At 62.1% G+C, this 20132-nt stretch carries 14 protein-coding genes; 11 read left to right on the top strand and 3 right to left on the bottom strand.

The window, feature by feature from the left end; translation table 11 throughout:
• Positions 1–30: 30 nt before the first annotated feature.
• Positions 31–4299, top strand: coding sequence for a PolC-type DNA polymerase III (locus HJY11_RS01145; RefSeq protein WP_243764084.1), 4269 nt, complete (start codon positions 31–33; stop codon positions 4297–4299).
• 697 nt (positions 4300–4996) lie between these two features.
• On the opposite strand, the gene HJY11_RS01140 is transcribed toward HJY11_RS01145, so the two are convergent.
• Entirely contained in the window at positions 4997–6292 is a 1296-nt protein-coding gene (locus tag HJY11_RS01140) for a DEAD/DEAH box helicase (RefSeq protein WP_208074244.1), read from the bottom strand.
• A gap of 1 nt (position 6293) precedes the next feature.
• Positions 6294–7286, bottom strand: a complete 993-nt coding sequence (locus HJY11_RS01135) for an RluA family pseudouridine synthase (protein WP_208074243.1) — start codon at positions 7284–7286, stop codon at positions 6294–6296.
• 182 nt (positions 7287–7468) lie between these two features.
• Here HJY11_RS01135 and HJY11_RS01130 point away from each other — a divergent pair, with 182 nt between their 5' ends.
• The 9 genes from HJY11_RS01130 to HJY11_RS01090 all read left to right on the top strand — a co-directional run bounded on the left by HJY11_RS01130 (position 7469) and on the right by HJY11_RS01090 (position 17503).
• Entirely contained in the window at positions 7469–8152 is a 684-nt protein-coding gene (locus tag HJY11_RS01130) for a JAB domain-containing protein (RefSeq protein WP_208074242.1), read from the top strand.
• Positions 8153–8173: 21 nt separating this feature from the next.
• On the top strand, positions 8174–8443 hold the full coding sequence (locus HJY11_RS01125) for a hypothetical protein (RefSeq protein WP_208074241.1): 270 nt from the start codon (positions 8174–8176) through the stop codon (positions 8441–8443).
• Between the two features lie 4 nt (positions 8444–8447).
• A complete protein-coding gene (locus HJY11_RS01120; protein ID WP_208074240.1) occupies positions 8448–8951 on the top strand; it encodes a phosphorylase family protein in 504 nt (167 codons plus the stop codon).
• Between the two features lie 195 nt (positions 8952–9146).
• Positions 9147–9710: a VanZ family protein gene (locus tag HJY11_RS01115; protein ID WP_208074239.1), complete on the top strand. Its 564-nt coding sequence runs from the start codon at positions 9147–9149 to the stop codon at positions 9708–9710.
• A gap of 432 nt (positions 9711–10142) precedes the next feature.
• Positions 10143–12116 carry an excinuclease ABC subunit UvrB gene (gene uvrB / locus HJY11_RS01110; protein ID WP_208074238.1) on the top strand — a complete coding sequence of 658 codons (1974 nt, stop codon included), beginning with the start codon at positions 10143–10145 and terminating at the stop codon, positions 12114–12116.
• Positions 12117–12133: 17 nt separating this feature from the next.
• On the top strand, positions 12134–14956 hold the full coding sequence (gene uvrA / locus HJY11_RS01105) for an excinuclease ABC subunit UvrA (protein WP_208074237.1): 2823 nt from the start codon (positions 12134–12136) through the stop codon (positions 14954–14956).
• Positions 14957–15037: 81 nt separating this feature from the next.
• Positions 15038–15199, top strand: a complete 162-nt coding sequence (locus HJY11_RS01100) for a rubredoxin (protein WP_021658277.1) — start codon at positions 15038–15040, stop codon at positions 15197–15199.
• A gap of 140 nt (positions 15200–15339) precedes the next feature.
• A complete protein-coding gene (locus tag HJY11_RS01095) occupies positions 15340–16485 on the top strand; it encodes an FprA family A-type flavoprotein (RefSeq protein WP_208074454.1) in 1146 nt (381 codons plus the stop codon).
• A gap of 133 nt (positions 16486–16618) precedes the next feature.
• Complete coding sequence (locus HJY11_RS01090; RefSeq protein WP_208074236.1) at positions 16619–17503, top strand: hypothetical protein; 885 nt, start codon at positions 16619–16621, stop codon at positions 17501–17503.
• Positions 17504–17577: 74 nt separating this feature from the next.
• Here the strand turns inward: HJY11_RS01090 and HJY11_RS01085 are convergent, their stop codons facing one another.
• Entirely contained in the window at positions 17578–18522 is a 945-nt protein-coding gene (locus HJY11_RS01085) for an RluA family pseudouridine synthase (RefSeq protein WP_208074235.1), read from the bottom strand.
• Between the two features lie 519 nt (positions 18523–19041).
• Between HJY11_RS01085 and HJY11_RS01080 the strand changes: the two genes are divergently transcribed.
• Positions 19042–20112: a lipid II:glycine glycyltransferase FemX gene (locus HJY11_RS01080; RefSeq protein ID WP_208074234.1), complete on the top strand. Its 1071-nt coding sequence runs from the start codon at positions 19042–19044 to the stop codon at positions 20110–20112.
• Positions 20113–20132: the final 20 nt, after the last annotated feature.

The following is a 20132-nucleotide window of genomic DNA, read 5'->3' as shown; positions in this document are numbered from 1 at the left end:
GCGGGAAGGGACCAGGAAGGAAGGCCGCCATTGAGCCAGTATTTTTTTGAACAGCTGGGGATCGCCAGGGGGGAGTTGGAAGACCTCCCCGCAGAGATCCTCTCCATCGCTGTGGACCGCCGGGAGAACCGGCTGGAGATCGCGGCCCACTTTGAGCAGCCGCTGCCCTACGCCACCTGTAAACTCATGCAAAACCATCTAAAGAGCCAACTGGGCTGTGAGGTGGCCCTCGCCCCCACCTTCCCGGCAGGAAAGCCGGGGGAGGCGCTCTTTGAGCTGGTGGCCGAGTACGCCAAAGAGGGCAATACGATGCTCGACTGCATCCTCTCTCGATCCCACATCCGCTACGACGGGGGGGAGAACGCCTATGTGCTCGAATTGGAGCAGGGGGGCAAACACATCCTGGCGGGGCTGGGATTTGAGCAGAAGTTTTGCAGCCAGTACCGGCAGCTCTGCGGCGAGGGGGTGGCCCTGGTCGTGGTGGGGGAGGCCGTCCCCCCGCCGCCCCGCCCGGCGCCCGAGCGGGTGGCGGCCCCGGCGCATCCGGCGGCTGTCGCCCGGGCAAAGGCGCCCGCCGCCAAGCCGTCCAGGGCCACCGTCTCCGGCGGGGAGGAGATCCTCGGCAAGAAGATAAAGCCCGGCCAGGTGACTCCTTTGGGGGAGCTGAACAGCGACTTCAACGACATGGCGGTGCTGATTCGGGGAAAAATCTTCGACATCGAGAAGAAGGAGATCCAAAACGGCCAGCGGCTGGTGGTGCAGCTGGACATCAGCGACGGCACCGGCTCAATGACGGTCAAGACCATCAAGGAGCCGGCCAAGCTGGAAAAGGTCATGCAGCTGGGTAAGGGCGACAGCATCCTGGTGCGGGGCAAGGTGGTCTACGACCGCTTTGACAGGGACATCAACGTCCAGCCCTACGACATCAACGAGACCGCCGACCCCATGCAGGGGCGCAAGGACACCGCCCCCCGCAAGCGGGTCGAGTTGCACATGCACACCAAAATGTCCTCCATGGATGGGATGAGCGAGGCCTCCGATCTAATCAAACAGGCCCACAAGTGGGGTCATCGGGCGGTGGCCATCACCGATCACGGGGTGTTGCAAGCCTTTCCCGACATCATGAACACGGTGGCCGGCATCCGCAAGGAAGACCCGGATTTCAAGGCCATCTACGGGGTGGAGGGGTATTACGTCAACGACGCCACCCCCTGCGTCAAGGGCCCGGACAGCACCCCCTTTGACGGGGAGTTCGTGGTCTTTGACATCGAGACCACCGGGCTGCAAGCCGCCAGCGAGCGGATCACCGAGATCGGCGCCATCCTCCTCAAAGACGGGGAGGAGGTGGACCGCTTCTCTACCTTTGTCAACCCGGAGAAGCCCATTCCCCCCAAAATTACCCAGCTCACCGGCATCGACGACACCATGGTGCGGGACGCCCCCAGCGAAAGGGAGGCAGTGGGGGACTTTTTGGCCTTCTGCGGGAACCGAACCCTGGTGGCCCACAACGCCGATTTCGACACCGGCTTCATCGCCGCCGCGGCCGCCCGGCACGGCCTGCCCTTCCAAAACACCTACATAGACACGGTGCTGCTGACCCAGATGATTCACCGGGACCTGCGCAACTACAAGCTGGACACGGTGGCCAAGTACCTGGAGTTGCCTCCCTTCAACCACCACCGGGCCACCGACGACGCCAAGGTGCTGGCCGACATCCTGGTGCGGCTCTTTGCCACCCTGCGGGAACGGGGATTGCGCACCACCGGAGACATCAACACCTCTCTTTCGGGGGCCGACCCCAAGAAGCTGCACTCCTACCACATCATCCTTTTGGTGCGCAACAACACCGGCCTGAAAAACCTCTACAAGCTGGTGTCCGAGAGCAATCTGGACTACTTTTTCCGCCGCCCGCGGATGCCCCGCAGCCGCATCAACGCCCTGCGGGAGGGGTTGATCATCGGCAGTGCCTGTGAAGCGGGTGAACTTTACAGAGCTATTGCCGACGGCAAACCCTACGAAGAGCTGCTGAAGATCGCCGACTTCTACGACTTCCTCGAGATCCAGCCCCTGGGCAACAACATGTTCATGGTGCGAAACGGCTCGGTGAGCGACGTGGGGGTGCTGCAGGAGCACAACAAACTCATCTGCCGCCTGGCCAAAGACCTGGGCAAGCCGGTGGTGGCCACCGGGGACGTGCATTTTTTAAACCCCGAAGACGCCATCTTCCGGGAGATTCTCATGACCGGGCAGGGCTTTACCGACGCCTCGGAGCAGGCCCCCCTCTACTTCAAGACCACCGACGAGATGTTGGAGGAGTTTGCCTACCTGGGGCGGGAACTGGCCGAAGAGGTGGTCATCGACAACCCCGGCAAGATCGCCGACATGGTGGAGCAGATCCGCCCCATCCCCATGGGCACCTTTACCCCCACCATCGAGGGGGCGGAGGAAGACCTGGTGCGCATCACCAACGACCGGGCCAAGGAGCTCTACGGCGACCCTCTGCCCGACCTGGTGCGAAAGCGCCTGGACCGGGAGTTGGACTCCATCATCAAACACGGGTTTGCGGTGCTCTACATCATCGCCCAGAAGCTGGTCTGGAAGTCGGAGGAAGACGGCTACCTGGTCGGCTCCCGGGGTTCGGTCGGCTCCTCCTTTGTGGCCAGTATGGCCGGTATTTCAGAGGTCAACCCCCTGGTGCCCCACTACCGCTGCCCGGCCTGCAAGTACACCGAATTCTTTGACGACGGCAGCATCGGCTCCGGCTTTGACCTGCCGGACAAGGTCTGCCCCCAGTGCGGCGCGCCCCTGGTGGGGGACGGTCACGACATCCCCTTTGAGACCTTTTTGGGCTTCAACGGCGACAAGGCCCCCGATATTGACCTGAACTTCTCGGGCGAGTACCAGGCCAGCGCCCACAAGTACACCGAGGAGCTCTTCGGCAAGGACCACGTCTTTAAGGCCGGCACCATTTCCGGCATTCAGGACAAGACCGCCTACGGCTATGTGATGAAGTACCTGGAGGAGAAGGACCGGGTGGTCCACAAGGCGGAGATGAAGCGGCTGGTGCAGGGCTGCACCGGGGTCAAGCGGACCACCGGCCAGCACCCCGGCGGGATGGTGGTCGTCCCCTCCAACCACGAGGTGTACGACTTCACCGCCGTGCAGCACCCGGCGGAAAAGGCCGACTCCGACATCATCACCACCCACTTCGACTTCCACTCCCTCCACGACACCATCCTCAAGCTCGACGAGCTGGGACACGATGTTCCAACCCTCTATAAGCACCTGGAGCGGCTCACCGGCATCCATGTCAACGACCTGCCCATGAACGACCCCCAGGTGTTCAAGCTCTTCACCAGCCCGGAGCCCCTGGGGATCACGGCGGAGGAGTTGGGGAGCGAGACCGGCACCTTTGCCATCCCCGAGATGGGGACCAACTTTGTCCGCCAGATGCTGGTGGATACCCAACCCAAAAACTTTACCGACCTGCTGCAGATTTCGGGCCTCTCCCACGGCACCGACGTCTGGCTGGGCAACGCAAAGGACCTGATCAAAGACGGCATCTGCACCATCAGTGAGGTGGTGGGGACGCGCGACAGCATCATGGTCTACCTGATGCACAAGGGGCTGGAGCCCAGCATGGCCTTTAAGATCATGGAGATCACCCGAAAGGGAAACGCCAAGAAGCTCCTCACCGAGGAGCACTTTAAGGCCATGCGGGAGCACGGCGTCCCCGAGTGGTATATCGAGAGCTGCTTAAAGATCAAGTACATGTTCCCCAAGGCCCACGCCGCGGCCTACATCATCGGCGCCATGCGGCTGGCCTGGTTTAAAATCTACCGCCCGCTGGAGTTCTACGCCGCCCACTTCACCGTGCGCGGCGGCGACCTGGACGCCGAGGCGGCGGTTCGCGGCCCGGCCTACACCAAGACCCAGATGGACAACCTCAAGGCCAAGGGGATGGAGCGCTCGGTCAAGGAGGAGGACACCTACGGCACCCTGCAGGTCATGTATGAGATGATGCTGCGGGGGTACGAGTTCCTGCCGGTGGACATCTACAAGTCCGGCGCCACCGACTACCGGCTGGAGGACGGCAAGATCCGGCTGCCCTTCAACTGCCTGCGCGGACTGGGCGACACCGCCGCCATCGCCCTGGAAGAGACCATCAAAGAGGGGGGCTTCATCTCCATCGACGAGATTCAGACCCGCTCGGGCATCTCCAAGACGGTGGCCGACAGCCTCAAGGAGTGCGGCGCCTTCGGCGACCTGCCCCAGTCCAGCCAGATGACCTTCTTTTAAACTCTCCGCCGCCTGTGCGCGGCCCCTTTCAGCAGCCCGCCCCTCTTGGGGATGGGCTGCTTTTTGTGCGAACCCAAAGTGCGCACCTTTTTCCCAGGACCTTCGCACCGAGAAACCGGGTGGCAGAGCAGTGGAAAAGGGGGATAGAGGAGGATAGGGGAGGATAGGGGCCTTGGCGTTTGACATTTGTTTGTGGAAGTTGTATTGTTGTGGTGGAGAAACGCCTATTTTTTTGTAGGTGTTTGCTGTCTCGCTCCTGCACGGAGCGAGTGGGTTGAAATTGTCAGCTGGCCGTAGTGGTCGGCCTGCCAGCGCAGGTCTCGCTCCTGCACGGAGCGAGTGGGTTGAAATGCCACCTACACCGGCGGCAATGTGCTGGAAAAGCCGTCTCGCTCCTGCGCGGAGCGAGTGGATTGAAATGAAAACCTTTGCGGCTTGCAATGTACCAAAGCAGGTCTCGCTCCTACGCGGAGCGAGTGGGTTGAAATAAGCAAAACGCCGAAGTTGCCCTCAAACCGCTAGCGTCTCGCTCCCTCGCGGAGCGGGTATATTGAACCATTTTCAAGGACCAATGGCATACCAGTTTGACCTTGCCGCGCCTCCGTGCAGATTTCTCTTACACCTGTTAAGACCATTTCCCCTTTTTCCCCATCAAAAAAAGAGAGCCAGACAGCACCACCTGTCCGGCTCTCTCTTTCTATCTCTTCTTGCGGGGCTGATTTTGCCCTCTCTGTCCGCCCTGTCCAGCGGGTTTTCCCTTGGCCGCGGGCCGTCTGCCCGGCTGTCTGGCTGCGGGCTGTCTGGGCGGGGCGGGGCGCTCCCTCCGGGGCGGCCGGGACTGTTTGGGGGTGGGCTCCAAAATTTCCATGGGGTAGGGGTGGTCTTTGACCACCGGAATCTCCTGCTTGATGAGTTTTTGTATGTCCTTGAGATAGGGGATTTCGTCGAACATGCAAAAGGAGATCGCCGTGCCGCTGAGCCCCGCGCGACCGGTGCGGCCGATGCGGTGGACATAGGTCTCCGGCTCGTTGGGCAGGTCGTAGTTGATGACGTGGGACAGCTCGTCGATGTCGATGCCCCGGGCGGCGATGTCGGTGGCCACCAACACCCGGATGGAGCGGTCTTTGAAGGCTTTGAGGGCGGTCTGCCGGGCCCCCTGGCTCTTGTTGCCGTGGATGGCTTTGGCCTCGATCCCCGCCCGGCCCAGCTCCTTGACCACCCGGTCGGCCCCGTGTTTGGTGCGGGTGAAAACCAGGGCGGACTCTATTTCCGGCTGCCGGAGAAGGTCGGCCAGCAGCCGCTTTTTGTTGGGCTTGTCCACGTAGTAGAGGGACTGGCTCACCTTCTCTGCGGTGGTGGCGGAGGGGGTCACCGAGACCTTGAGCGGGTTTTTGAGGATGGTGCGGGCCAGTTTTTCAATCTCCGGCGGCAGGGTGGCGGAGAAGAGCAGGGTCTGCCGCTCCTGGGGCAGTTGGGCCACCACCCGCCGCACGTCGTGGATAAAGCCCATGTCCAGCATCCGGTCCCCCTCGTCGAGGACAAATATCTCCACCTTTTTCAGGGAGATATGCCCCTGCCCGATCAGGTCGTTGAGCCGCCCGGGGGTGGCCACCAGAATGTCGACCCCCCGCTGCAGTTTCTCCACCTGCGGGTTTTGGGAGACCCCGCCGAAGATGACGGCGCAGCGCAGGGGGAGGTACTTGCCGTACTGGACGAAATTTTCGTAAATTTGCAGGGCCAGTTCCCGGGTGGGGGTGAGGACAAGGGCACGGATGGGCGGGCGTTTGCCGCCGCGGTCGGCGCCCAGCCGCTGGAGGATGGGGGCGGCAAAGGCGCAGGTCTTGCCGGTTCCCGTCTGGGCGCAGCCAAAGAGGTCCCGTCCGGCAAGCACCGGGGGAATGGCCTTTTCCTGAATGGGGGAGGGGGTTTGATACCCCATCTCCGCCAGGGCTTTTTGAATGGGGGGAGAGAGTTTTAAATCGACAAATTGCAAATTAGTGTTCCTCTTTTCTATCTGCGGTGGGCGCGCTCTGCGCCCCTTCACGGGGGAGGGAAACACCCTCTGGCAGGAACCAGGGGCGCAGGGAGAAGGTCTTCCCCTCCAGGTAGGCGAGGGGGCTGTCCCCCTCGGGATGGAGGCGGAGGAGGTAGGCGCAGAGGGCCTGCCGGGTGTAGCGGTCGGTGGGGCCGCCGTACTTGCCGTCCCCCAGCAGGGGGTGTCCGGCGGCGGCAAATTGGGCCCGTATCTGGTGGGAGCGGCCGGTGAGCAGGGCGATCTCCACCAGACAGTCCTCCCCCAGCGGGGCGACGACCCGGTAGCGGCTGTGCACAGGCTTGCTGCCGGGCCGGGGAGACGAGTAGACCTGGGAGCGGTTTTTCCGCCCGTCCTTGACGATGTGGCCCCGCAATTCTCCCCTGTCGGGGGAGGGGGCGCCGGCGGTCAGGCAGAGGTATCGCTTCTCCGCCCGCCCCTCCCGGATGAGCCGGGTCAGCTCCCGCAGGGCGGCGGCTGTCTTGCCAAAGAGCACCAGCCCCTGGGTGTTGCGGTCCAGCCGGTTGCAAGGGGCGGGGGCAAAGCTGTGCTCCCGCTGGGGGAGATAGCTGCCGTTTTGAATCAGGTGGGCCAAGGCCATCTCCCGCAGGGAGGGGGAGCCGCTGTTGTCCGGCTGGGTGGGCACTCCCACCGGCTTTTCCAACACCAGCACCTGCGGGTCCTCATACACCACCCGGCAGGGTTCCAGCGAGGGGGGAAGGGCGAGCCCCGCCCCCCGGCTCTCGCGGAGGGAGATCCCCTCGGGCAGGTAGAGGTCCAGCTGATCCCCCTCCCGCACAAAGGCGGAGAGCTCGACCCGCTTGCGGTTGAGTTTGATTTTTTTCTGCCGGTTCCACTTGTAAAAGAGGGAGGTGGGACAGTCCGGCAGCAGCTTTTTCAGCAGGCGGTCCAGCCGCTGCCCCCCGTCGTTGGGGCCGATGGAATACTGGTACAAAACAGGTGCTCCTCTGTCGTAGCTTTTTTTGTGGGAATGGAGTATAATAGCCGCACAGCAAATTCTGTCGAATCGCCGCCGCGCCTTTTGGCGGCGGCGGGGCAAATTCGCATATCTGTCAGTATAACCCAAACGCCGAGAGATTACAAATGCGGCTTTTGCGCCGCTTTTTCGAGGTGCCTATGAGCAACGAACACAAGGGCCACCGGGACCGCACCCGGCAGCTGTTTTTGCAGATGGGCGGGGAGAGCCTGCCCGACCACATCCTGTTGGAGATTCTCCTCTACTACGCCGTTCCCCGGCGGGACACCAACGAACTGGCCCACCTCCTGCTGGGCGCTTTTGGCGGCATCAAGGGGGTGCTGGAGGCCGATGTGGACGAGCTGCAGCAGGTTCCCGGCATCGGCTACAACGCGGCGGTGCTCCTCAAGCTGGTGCTCTCCCTCTTTCGCAGCTATTTGCAGGACATGCAGTCGGCTGAAAACGTCCTCGACTGCACCCAGAAGATCGGGGACTACCTGGTCCCCATGTTCATCGGCAAGACCGACGAATCCCTCTACCTGCTCTGCTTCAACGACCGCTACAAGCTGCTTCGCTGCGAGCTGATCGCCCAGGGCATCCACAACGCGGTCTCCATCAACCAAAAGAAGATCGTGGAGCGGGCCGCCCTCTCCAAGTGCAGCCGGGTGGTCATCGCCCACAACCACCCCGGCGGGGTGGCCCTGCCCTCGGACGAGGACGTCCGCTCCACCCTGCAAATTCACAGCACCCTCAAGGCCCTGCACATCCAGCTGGTGGATCACATCATTGTCTCGGGGGACGACTACATCTCCCTGGCCGACAGCAACATCTTTGTCGCCCTTTGAGACGGCCAAAAGGGGGAAATTATGTTTGACTGGTACCTGAAAAACGACGATACCGAGCCGGTGATCCAGGCGCGCTTTCACGCCCGTAGCGAGCACCGGGGGGAGCCCCTCGCCCTGCCGGAGACGGCGGTCCTCTTCTTTCAGTCCCAGGGGGCGCCCTATCTGCAGGCAAACTATCCCGCCCTCGCCCTGACGGAAATGCTGCCCCGATTCCTCTTTCCCACCCCTGTCTACGCGGTAAAAGGGGAGGAGGGGGTCTGCTGGCGGCCGGGGCGCGCCCCAGGGGGCTGACACGGTGGAGACCCTCTTTGCCCTGGGGGTGAAAAAATTCATCCTGGTGGGCTATTGCGGCTGCTTTGCGGGGGAGGTGGGGCTCTGCGACACCGTCGTTCCCCCTCATATCCTGGTGGAGGCGGGGACCAGCCACCACTACCACTCTCAAATTTGCTGGGCCGATCCCTCGCCGGAACTGCACCGGCAGGCGGTGGCGTTCCTCTCCCCCCGTCTGCGGGTATGGGAGCGGCCGACGGTCACCACCGACGCCGTCTACCGCCAGACGGTGCGCAAGGAGACCCTCTGGCGGCAACAGGGCTGCGTGGGGGTGGACATGGAGGCCTCCGCCGTCCTGAGCGTCAGCCAGTACCTGGGGGCCGAGGCGGTGGCCCTGCTGCTGGTTTCCGACAAGCATCCCACCGCCGAGGACCCCACCCCGTGGAGTTGGGGCGTTCGCCGCCGGGCCGAGGAGAGGGACCGCTTTTTTCAGGCGGCCATCGACTTTGCCTTTGCACAGGGGCGGTGACCCGTCTTCTCTCTACTTCGCCCCGCACAGATTGACGCTCAGAGAGCTGAGGGCCGCTGGCCCCGGCTCTTTTTGCTGGAGGAAAACCGGTTCTCTCGCCGATCGTTTGGCATCTCTTCATCAATTTGTAGGAAATTTGACAGGGGACTTTTGACAAATCTCCTGTACAATGGGAGCAAAGAGGAGGAGAGAACGATGCATCGATTGGAAGCGTATGCCACTCTGGCGCTGATTTTTATTGTGGGGCTGACGATTCTGTACCTGCCCGTCTTGTTTGTTTTGAAAAGGCGGGGAAAGACGATTCCCCGGCAGATCAGCTATTTGGGGCTCTTCTGCTCCCTTTTTCTCATTGTCTTCGCGACGATTTTGTTCACCCCGATTTCCTTTCAACCGGAGACCCACACCCTCAATTTGATCCCCTTTGCGTGGCTGGGAACGGGGGACGACCTCTACCTGTTCACCGTTGAAAAGGTGCCCAACATCCTGCTCTTTATCCCGCTGGGCTTTTTCCTCCCCGCCGTGTTCCAGAAGATGAGGCGGCTTCCCGCCGCCGTGCTGGTTTCCTTTTTGACGACCTTCAGCATTGAGTTTTTCCAGTTTTTTATCGGGCGCTCGTCGGACATCGACGACGTCATTGCCAATCTGTCGGGCACGGTGATCGGCTACCTTGTGTTTGGGCTGTTGGACAGGGTGGTTGGCAACCGGCAGTTCTGGAACAAATTCACTGCGCGCAGCGGCGGGAGGAGGGCCCAGCGGTAAATCGGAAAGGCCCTCTTGTCCGGCTGGCCGCCTCTTTGGAAAAGGCGGTTTGCAGCGCGGCAGAACGCCCTTGCACAGAGACGGCGCCCCACCTGTGGGAGCGCCGTTTCTCCCTTTTGCCCGCCGCCGTTTTCCCGGGGCGGCGAAGGGGAGGGCGGCCCTCCTCTTTCCCGCGGTGATTTGGCAAAAATAGATATAAATTTTAGCTCTATGCAAACAAATGTTTTTCTTTGTGAATCTTTTAAAAAGAAGGGCGCTGTGCTATAATATAAACTTGGGTGCTCTTCTCTTTTCCCCCGCCCATCTGGAGAAAAAGCAGGGGGACAAGAGCGGTTGTATCTGTTTTATATTTGACATTTTTTGAAATGATGCGTCGTTTGCGCGATTGATCCCGCCCCTGCCCCCTGGCAGCGGCGGCAGGGAGGTGTAGAAATGGGAAATCAAAGCGGGTCGTTCAAGTTGGTCTCCCCCTACCAGCCCACCGGCGATCAGCCCCAGGCCATCGCCCAGCTGGTGGAGGGGATCGAGCGGGGGGACAAGGAACAGACCCTACTGGGGGTCACCGGCTCGGGCAAGACCTTCACCATGGCCAACGTCATCGCCCAGGTCAACCGACCCACCCTGGTGTTGGCCCACAACAAGACCCTGGCCGCCCAGCTCTGTTCGGAGTTTCGGGAGTTCTTCCCCGAAAACGCGGTGGAGTACTTTGTCTCCTACTACGACTACTACCAGCCCGAGGCGTACGTGGCCTCCACCGACACCTACATCGAAAAGGACTCCTCCATCAACGAGGAGATCGAGAAGATGCGCCACTCGGCCACCGCCGCCCTCTCAGAGCGGCGGGATGTGATCCTGGTGGCCAGCGTCTCCTGCATCTACTCCCTGGGCGACCCCATCGACTACCGGACCATGGTCATCTCCCTGCGCCCGGGGATGGAGAGGAGCCGGGACGACGTGGTCAAGCAGCTGGTGGACCTGCAGTACGAGCGAAACGACGTCAACTTCACCCGCAACAAGTTCCGGGTGCGAGGGGACGTGGTGGAGGTCTACCCCGCTTACTCCACCGAGACGGCGGTGCGCATCGAGTTTTTCGGCGACGAGGTGGACCGCATCTCCGAAATCAACCCCCTGACGGGGGAGAGCAAGAAGGTGCTGGGCCACATTGCCATCTACCCGGCCAGCCACTACATCGTCCCCAAGGAGAAGATGCAGCGGGCCATCACCGACATTCAGGACGAACTGCGCGAGCGCGTCCAGTACTTCAAGGCAAACGACAAGCTGCTGGAGGCCCAGCGCATCGAGCAGCGCACCATGTACGACATCGAGATGCTGCAGGAGATCGGCTTTTGCAAGGGGATCGAGAACTACTCCCGCACCCTCTCGGGCCGGGCGCCGGGCAGTACCCCCAACACCCTCATCGACTACTTTCCCGACGACTTCCTCCTCTTTGTGGACGAGTCCCATGTGACCCTGCCCCAGGTGCGGGGGATGTTTGCCGGCGACTACGCCCGCAAAAAGAACTTGGTGGACTACGGCTTCCGCCTCCCCTCGGCCTTTGACAACCGCCCCTTGAACTTCGACGAGTTCTACGGCAAGATCAACCAGGCGGTCTTTGTCTCGGCCACCCCCGGCGATTTTGAGCGGGAGAAGAGCACCCAGATCGTGGAGCAGGTGATCCGCCCCACCGGCCTCACCGACCCCGAGGTGATCGTCAAGCCCATCGAGGGGCAGATCGACGACCTCTACGCCGAGATTCAAAAGCGCACCGCCCGCAAGGAGCGGGTGATGGTGACCACCCTCACCAAGAAGATGGCCGAGGACCTGACGGCCTACCTGGAAAACATGGGGGTGCGGGTGCGGTACATGCACCACGGCACCGAGACCATCGAGCGCATGGAGATCATCCGCGACCTGCGGCTGGGCGAGTTCGACGTGCTGGTGGGCATCAACCTGCTGCGGGAGGGGTTGGACATCCCCGAGGTCTCCCTGGTGGCCATCCTCGACGCCGACAAGGAGGGATTCCTGCGCAGCGAGACCTCCCTGGTGCAGACCATCGGCCGCGCCGCCCGCAACGCCGGCGGCCAGGTCATCATGTACGCCGACGTGGTCACCCGCTCGATGGAGGCGGCCATCCGCGAGACCGAGCGCCGCCGCGCCATTCAGACGGCCTACAACGAGGCCCACGGCATCGTCCCCAAGACCATCATCAAGGCGGTGCGGGACGTGATTGAAATCTCCAAGAAGGACACCGACGACGTCAAAAAATTCAAGCGCCTTAGCCGGGAGAAGAAGGCCGAGATGATCAACAAGCTGACCAAGGAGATGCGCCAGGCGGCCCAACTGCTGGAATTCGAGCAGGCGGCCTTCCTCCGCGACAAGATCGAGCAGCTCAAATCCTTAAAGTAAAGCGAGGAAATACGACAGTGGCAATGGACAAAATCGTCATCAAAGGGGCCCGGGAGCACAACCTGAAAAACATCGACATCGAGATTCCCCGGGACAAGCTGGTGGTCTTTACCGGCCTCTCCGGCTCGGGCAAGTCCTCCCTGGCCTTTGACACCATCTACGCCGACGGCCAGCGCCGGTATGTGGAGAGCCTCTCCTCCTACGCCCGCCAGTTCCTCGGGCAGATGGAGAAGCCGGACGTGGACTTGATCGAGGGGCTCTCCCCGGCCATCTCCATCGACCAGAAGACCACCTCCCGCAACCCCCGCTCCACCGTGGGCACCGTCACCGAGATTTACGACTACCTCCGCCTTCTCTACGCCCGCATCGGCATTCCCCACTGCCCTGTCTGCGGCAAGGAGATCAAGCAGCAGACCGTCGACCAGATCGTGGACAAGGTGCTGGCCCTCCCCGAGGGCAGCCGCATCCAGGTGCTGGCCCCGGTGGTGCGCGGGCGCAAGGGGGAGCACGTCAAGGAGTTTGAGTCGGCCAAGCGCTCCGGCTTTGTGCGGGTGCGGGTAGACGGCAGCATCTTTGACCTATCGGAAGAGATCAAGCTGGAGAAGAACAAGAAGCACACCATCGAGATCGTGGTGGACCGGCTGGTCATCAAGGAGGGGATCAAGTCCCGCCTGACCGACTCGCTGGAGACTGCCACCGCCATCTCGGGCGGGCTGGCGGTGATCGACGTCATCGGGGGGGAGGAGATGCTCTTCTCCCAGAATTACGCCTGTCCCGACCACGACATCAGCATGGAGGAGCTCTCCCCCCGGATGTTCTCCTTCAACAACCCCTACGGCGCCTGTGAAAAGTGCACCGGCCTGGGCACCTTTTTGCGGGTGGACCCGGATTTGGTGGTGCCGGACAAGTCCAAGTCTATCCGCGGCGGGGCCATCCGCGCCTCCGGCTGGTACTACAAGGACGCCTCCACCATCTCTCACATGTACTACGATGGGCTGGCAAAGGCCTACGGCTTCACCCTGAACACCCCCTTTGAAGAGATCTCAGAGGAAGGGCAGAACGCCATCCTCTACGGCACCGGCGACCGGGCCATCGACATGACCCGCCAGAACGAGTACGGCACCGGCAAGTACAAGACCACCTTTGAGGGGATTGTCAACAACCTGGAGCGCCGCTTCCGCGAGACAAACTCCGCCTGGATGCGGGAGGAGATCCAGGAGGTCATGAGCTCGGTGCCCTGCCCCGACTGCGGCGGCAAAAAGCTGAAGAAGGCCTCCCTGGCGGTGACGGTGGCGGGGAAAAACATCATCGACTTCACCGACCTGTCGGTGGTGGACGCCTTGCGCTTCATCGACTCGATGGCGCTCACCCCCCGCGACGAGATGATCGCCCACCAGATCCTCAAGGAGATCAAATCCCGGCTCAACTTCCTGCGCAGCGTGGGGCTGGGCTACCTGACCCTCTCCCGCGCCGCCGCCACCCTCTCGGGGGGCGAGAGCCAGCGCATCCGCCTGGCCACCCAGATCGGCTCCTCTCTGGTGGGGGTCCTCTACATCCTGGACGAGCCCAGCATCGGATTGCACCAGCGGGACAACGACAAGCTCATCGCCACCCTGCGCCACCTGCGGGACATCGGCAATACCCTCATTGTGGTGGAGCACGACGAGGACACCATCCGCGCCGCCGACTACATTGTGGACATCGGTCCGGGGGCAGGCATCAACGGGGGCGAGGTGGTGGCCCAGGGCTCTTTGCAGGACATTGAGGGCTGTGAGCACTCCATCACCGGGCAGTACCTCTGTGGGGTCAAGCGAATCGAGGTGCCCGCGGCCCGGCGCAAGGGGAGCGGCAAATTTCTCGAGGTCAAGGGCGCGACCCAGAACAACCTCAAAGAGGTGAATGTAAAGATCCCCCTGGGCACCTTCACCTGTGTTACCGGGGTCTCGGGTTCGGGCAAGTCCTCCCTCATCAACGAGGTGCTCTACAAGACGCTGGCGCAAAAGCTCAACGGCGCCAAGTCCAAGCCGGGAAAATGCCAAAAGGTTCTGGGTCTCAAGAACCTGGACAAGGTCATCGGTATCGACCAGTCGCCCATTGGCCGCACCCCCCGCTCCAACCCGGCCACCTACACCGGGGTGTTCACCGACATCCGCAACTTCTTTGCCCAGACTGCCGATGCCAAGGCAAAGGGGTACAGCTCCAGCCGCTTCTCCTTCAACGTCAAGGGCGGGCGCTGCGAGGCCTGCCAGGGCGACGGCATCATCAAGATCGAAATGCACTTCCTGCCGGACATCTACGTCCCCTGCGAGGTCTGCGGCGGCAAGCGGTATAACCGGGAGACTTTGGAGGTAAAATACAAGGGCAAGAGCATCTACGACGTGCTGGAGATGTCGGTGGAGGAGGCCTGCGCCTTCTTCGAGAACATTCCCCGCATCCGCGAGAAGTTGCAGACTTTGCTGGATGTGGGCCTGGGTTACGTCAAGTTGGGCCAGCCGGCCACCACCCTCTCGGGGGGCGAGGCGCAGCGGGTCAAACTGGCGCTGGAACTCTCCCGCCGGGCCACCGGCAAGACCGTCTACATCCTGGACGAGCCCACCACCGGTCTGCACACCGCCGACGTGCACAAGCTCATCGACGTGTTGCAGCGCCTGGTGGACGCGGGGAACACCGTCATCGTCATCGAGCACAACCTGGACATGATCAAGGTGGCCGACTACCTCATCGACATCGGCCCCGAAGGGGGCGACGAGGGGGGCGAGATCGTCGCCACCGGCACCCCCGAACAGGTGGCCAAGGTGGAGCGCTCCTACACGGGGCAATATTTGAAAAAAATGCTCTGAAGTGGAAAGAGCCCCTTTACAATCGTGGAGTAATTCAGTATAATTAGGTCAGAAACCAAATAGAAAAAGGAGTGTTCCGCAATGGCAAAATATGTTTGCACCGTGTGTGGGTACGTGTACGACGAGGCCGCTGGCGCCCCCGACGAGGGGATCGCCGCCGGCACCAAGTGGGCCGACGTACCCGATGACTTTGTCTGCCCCCTCTGTGGCGTGGGCAAGGACATGTTTGAAGAGCAGGCGTAAAGAAGCGAGTGGGGCAGCCGCCTGTAGCGCGGCCGCCCCTCCTTTTTGCCAGGACTGTCAAAAGAAAAGGGGAGATCACTTTGTCCGGAACCAAAAAAATTAAGGACGGCATCTACTACACCGGGATTCTCAACCCCAACATGCGGGTCTTCGATGTGGTGATGCGCACCGAATACGGCACCAGCTACAACGCCTACACGGTGGTGGGCAGCGAGAAGACCGCCCTCATCGACGCCTCCCACCTCACCTTTGCCGAGGACTACCTGGAGACGCTGGAACAGGTCTGTGACATCGCCAAGGTGGACTACTTGGTGATGAATCACTGTGAGCCCGACCACTCGGGCGCGGTGGCAAAACTCATTGAAAAGTACCCCGACATCACCGTTTTGGTGAGCCAGGCGGGCAGCATCTACCTCAAGGGGATCACCAACAACCCCAACATGAAGGTGGAGGTGGTCAAAAACGGCGACACCCGCGATCTGGGCGGCAAGACCCTGACCTTCTTCTCTGCCCCCTTCCTCCACTGGCCCGACTCCATCTTCACCTACCTGCCGGAGGACAAGGTGGTCTTTACCTGTGACTTTTTGGGCGCCCACTACTGCGAGCCCCTGGTGTGGGACAGCAAGGTCACCTATCCCAAGGCCTATGAAGAGGCGGTCAAGGTCTACTACGACGCCATCTTCTCCCCCTTTGCCGGCTATGTGCGCAAAGGGCTCGACATCCTCTCCACCCTCGATTTCGACACCGCCTGCACCAGCCACGGCCCCATTTTGACCAAGGGCTGCTGCCTGGAATGGGTGATGGAGCAGTACCGCCAGTGGAGCGCGGAACCCGCCGGCGAGAAGCCGCTGATCCCCATCTTCTACTGCTCGGCCTACGGCAACACCACCCAGCTGGCCGAGGAGATCCGCGCCGGCATCCTCTCGGTGAAGCCGGAGGCGGAGATCCCCCTCTACAACGTCATCGAGCACGACCTGGGCGAGCAGGTGGCGGCCCTCAACCGCAGCGCTGCTTTCCTGCTGGGTTCCCCCACCATCAACCGCAACGCGGTGCCCCCCATCTGGAACCTGCTGGCCCACATCGACGCCATCGGCAACCAGAAAAAGCCGGTGGCCGTCTTTGGCTCCTTCGGCTGGAGCGGTGAGGCGGTACCCCTGCTCAACGGCTACCTGAGCAACCTCAAGTTGTGTGTCGCCATGGACGGACTGAAGGTCACCTTTGTCCCCAGTGAGGAGGACCTGAAAAAGGCATTTATCTACGGCAAAGAATTTGCCGAGAAGCTCTAAATAGCGCCCCAAAAGGGCCAGCCCTGCAGGGCTGGCCCTTTTTTATCTCCCCCCTCTGGCGCTGGCCGGGGCGTTTCTGGTATACTGAAGACGGAGAAAATGTCCACCCGCGCCCAGAGAGGGGGAAATCGCCGTGAAGCCGTTTGACACAGCCCGGCCGCTGCGGAGCGGGGCCCGCCTGGCCCTCTGCCTCTGCCTCTGCCTGTTGCTGGCACTGTTTCCCGCCGTCGCCCAGGCCGATATGGGCCCCAAACCTCGAATCACCGTGGTGGTGGAGAACCCGCCCCAGGAGGAGTACTACCTGGACCTCCTGGTCCCCGAGGGGGACTATGACAACCTGGGCGACCGGCGCGCCCAGTGCGACCCGCAAAAGTTCGCCCTGCTGGCCAATTACCGGGAGGAAGGGTGGCACGCCGGCCTGACCGTCGGCACCCGCGCCCCCATGTGGGGCGACTTGCAGGGGGTGGCACAGGGGGAGAGCCGCCGCCACATCTTTGGCTACTTTGGGGTGCCCGACCGCTTCAAACTCCTCCTCGCCACGCCGGAGGGGGAACTGCGGGTCTCCGACTGGGTCGACCGGGTCACCTTTCAGACCACCCTGACCTACGATTACCAGACCGGACAGCTCACCCGTCCCAGTATCTGGCTGGCCTATCTGCGCCAGTTCGCCGTGACGCTTCTGCCCACCCTCCTCATCGAGGGGGTGCTGCTGTTTGCCTTCCGCTTTCCCCTTCGGAAAAACTGGCTGGTCTTTTTGCTGGTCAACCTGGGCACCCAGCTCTTTTTGACCGCCACTTTGGGGCGGCGGCTTTTGCTGCACGGGCTGATTGCCAGCTACATGGCCCTGGTTCCCCTAGAACTGGTGGTGGCCGGGGCCGAGACCCTCCTCTACCTCTATCTGTTGCGGGGGCAGGGGAGGGGCCGCCGGGTGGCCTACGCCCTCACCGCCAACGCCGCCAGCGCCCTGGCGGGCTGGTTTCTGCTGAAATGGGAGTTTTGGCTGCACTTTTCCAACTAGAGAGAAAGGGCGCCCCTTTCCCACCTGTGTGGGGAAGGGGCGCTCTTTTGCCGGGGAAAAGGAAAATGGCTGGGTCACACCAGCTTTTCAAAGGGGACCTGGGCCACCTGAAAGCGCTGGCCGCTCAAGTACTGCAGCACCCCCTCGCCCGGGGGAAAGGCAAAGGTCACCTCCCGGGAGTAGAGGGCCTGGTAAGGCTGGTGATAGCGGCGGTTGACCGGCTCCCGTCCGTACTTGCCGTCCCCCAGCAGGGGGTGGCCGGCGGCGGCGAACTGGGCGCGAATCTGGTGGGTGCGCCCGGTCACCAACCGGGCCTCCACCAGGCTGAGATCCCGGCTCTCCCGCAAAACCCGGTAGTGGGTCACCGCCTGCTTGGCCCCGGGACGGGGACTGTTGCCGACATAGACCCGGCTCTTTTTGCTGTCTTTAAAGAGGTAGCCGGTGAGGGTCCCCTCCCGCTTCGGAAGGTGGCCCAGCACCACGCACCAGTAGGTCTTTTGCACCTGCCGCAGGCGGATGCGCTCTAGCATCTCCTCCAGGGCGGGCTGGTTTTTGGCGGCGATGACGATGCCACCGGTCCAGCGGTCGATGCGGTTGCAGAGGGCGGGGGGAAAGGTCTCGCCGGGGCGGTACTCCCCCCGGTCGTAGAGATAGCGCTGAATCTGGGCCTCCAGGGTGTTGACCCCCTCCTCCCGGTCGGGGAGGACCAGCAGCCCCGGATACTTGTCGGCCAGCAGGATATGTTCGTCCTCGTACACCACCTGAAACCGGGGCTTGACCCGCAGATAGGCGTTTTCGGGGGAGGGGCGCTGAAAGAACTCGTCGTTGAGATAGCACTCCAGCCGGTCCCCTGCCTGCAGCCGGTGCCCGGGCTGGGAGACCCGCTTCCCGTTGACCCGGACGCGGCCCTTGCGCAGAAATTTGTAGAGTAGGGGCTGGGGCAGGCCGTGGGTCAACTCTCCCAGCAGGGCGTCCAGCCGCCGTCCGTCCGCCGCCCCGTCCACCGTGAATTCCCTCAAAAAACGACCTCCCTTCTGCCGTTTGGCGGGTCGGTTTGGCCCGTCGCGGCTGTGCTCCAATCATATCACAAAAACCCCTTTGGGAAAAGCCACTTCCCGGGGATTTGCCGTGCGCGCGGGGGCAAAATATGGTATAATGGCCCCATAGCGGCTATGATACCTGGGGATGGCCAGGCAGATGCGCAAGCTGCGCTTGCTCCCTGCCCCATGGCCGATACCACGGCGCGCTGCGCGATTGTGGTATCGTGGCAAAAAAGACAGCTGCTGCTCTGCCTGGAAGACCGCGAAGGCAGCGCTTCGCGAACTCCGCCGGGGAACATTTGCCGCCATGCGGGTGGGGCGGCTGGACAGGCGGTTTGAGGGGGGCGGTTTTGGCCCATCCTCAAACGGCCCCCTTTTGGGGCGGATAGATCGTTTTTTTTCGCCGCCGGCCACCCCGGGGGGAGAGAATAGCGTTTTGAGATGCGGTTTCCCCGGCGGGAGGAACCGCTTGGAATGTGAGAAGAGAGGGCGTTGGTTTTGGAAATTTTGGAACCCAGCAGATATGGCGAGTACGAGGCGTTTGTCAGCGCCCATAAAAACGGCGGTTTTACCCAGTCTGTCCACTGGCCGGAGGTCAAGGCCGGCTGGGGCCGCCGGGTGGTGGTCTCCCGCGATGCGGCGGGGGAGATCGTGGGGGGGATGCTGATCCTCACCAAAAAGGTGCCGGGGCTAAACCGCCACTTCCTCTATGCCCCCCGGGGCCCGGTCTTTGACTACGGCGACGAGGCCGTCTTTGCCGACTTGGTCGAAGGGGTCAAGGCGGTGGCCAAGTTGGAGCACGGCTTTGCCTTTAAGATGGATCCCATGGTGATGACCGGGGACACCGCCTTTGTGGAGATGGCCCGCAAATACGGCTTCACCTATCAAGAAAATCAGACCGACGACGACACCATCCAGCGCCGCAGCAACTACATGCTGCCCCTGGCCGGGCGCACCAAGGAGGAACTGCTGGCCAGCTTCCACCAGAAGTGGCGCTACAACATCCGCCTGGCCGGGCGAAAAGGGGTGGTCTGCAAGGTGGGCACCAAAGAAGACCTGCCCGACTTTATGAAGGTCTACCAGGTCACCGGCCAGCGCGACGGATTCAACACCCGCCCCATGAGCTACTTTGAGCGGATGCTCGACGCCCTGGGGGAGCAGGTGCGCCTCTACCTCTGCTACTATGAGGGACGGCCCATCTCCGGCGCCATCACCACCAACTACGCGGGCAAGACCTGCTATGTCTACGGCGCGTCGGACAATGCCTTTCGCAACGTCATGCCCAACCACCTGATGCAGTGGGAGATGATTCAGTGGGCGGTGGACACCGGCTGCGTGGTCTACGACTTTCAGGGCATCCCTCTGGATCTGTCGGGAAACGATCACATGCATGGGGTCTACCTCTTCAAAAAGGGCTTTAACGGCCAGGTGGTCACCTTTGCCGGGGAGTTTGATCTGGTCTTTACCCCCTGGGTGGAGAAATTCGTCGATTTTTCGGAAAAGGTGCAGGCCAGGATGCGCAAGCGCCGGGCCCGCAAAAAAGCCAAAGCGGCCAAAGCGGCTCATTAAAGGCGAGAGGAGAGAGACAG

Origin of the sequence: Bittarella massiliensis (ex Durand et al. 2017) (assembly GCF_017566145.1) — a bacterium.
GTDB classification, from domain to species: domain Bacteria; phylum Bacillota; class Clostridia; order Oscillospirales; family Ruminococcaceae; genus Bittarella; species Bittarella massiliensis_A.
The sequence above is the reverse complement of the archived record's forward strand: the minus strand, read 5'-3'. Positions and strand labels throughout refer to the sequence as shown.

What these genes read in the sequence shown, in the direction of transcription:
- HJY11_RS01115 (WP_208074239.1), top strand. Translation starts at nt 9,147, where the DNA reads ATGCATCGATTGGAAGCGTATGCCACTCTGGCGCTGATTTTTATTGTG.
- HJY11_RS01095 (WP_208074454.1), top strand. Translation starts at nt 15,340, where the DNA reads ATGCGGGTCTTCGATGTGGTGATGCGCACCGAATACGGCACCAGCTAC.
- uvrB (WP_208074238.1), top strand. Translation starts at nt 10,143, where the DNA reads ATGGGAAATCAAAGCGGGTCGTTCAAGTTGGTCTCCCCCTACCAGCCC.
- HJY11_RS01130 (WP_208074242.1), top strand. Translation starts at nt 7,469, where the DNA reads ATGAGCAACGAACACAAGGGCCACCGGGACCGCACCCGGCAGCTGTTT.
- HJY11_RS01125 (WP_208074241.1), top strand. Translation starts at nt 8,174, where the DNA reads ATGTTTGACTGGTACCTGAAAAACGACGATACCGAGCCGGTGATCCAG.
- HJY11_RS01100 (WP_021658277.1), top strand. Translation starts at nt 15,038, where the DNA reads ATGGCAAAATATGTTTGCACCGTGTGTGGGTACGTGTACGACGAGGCC.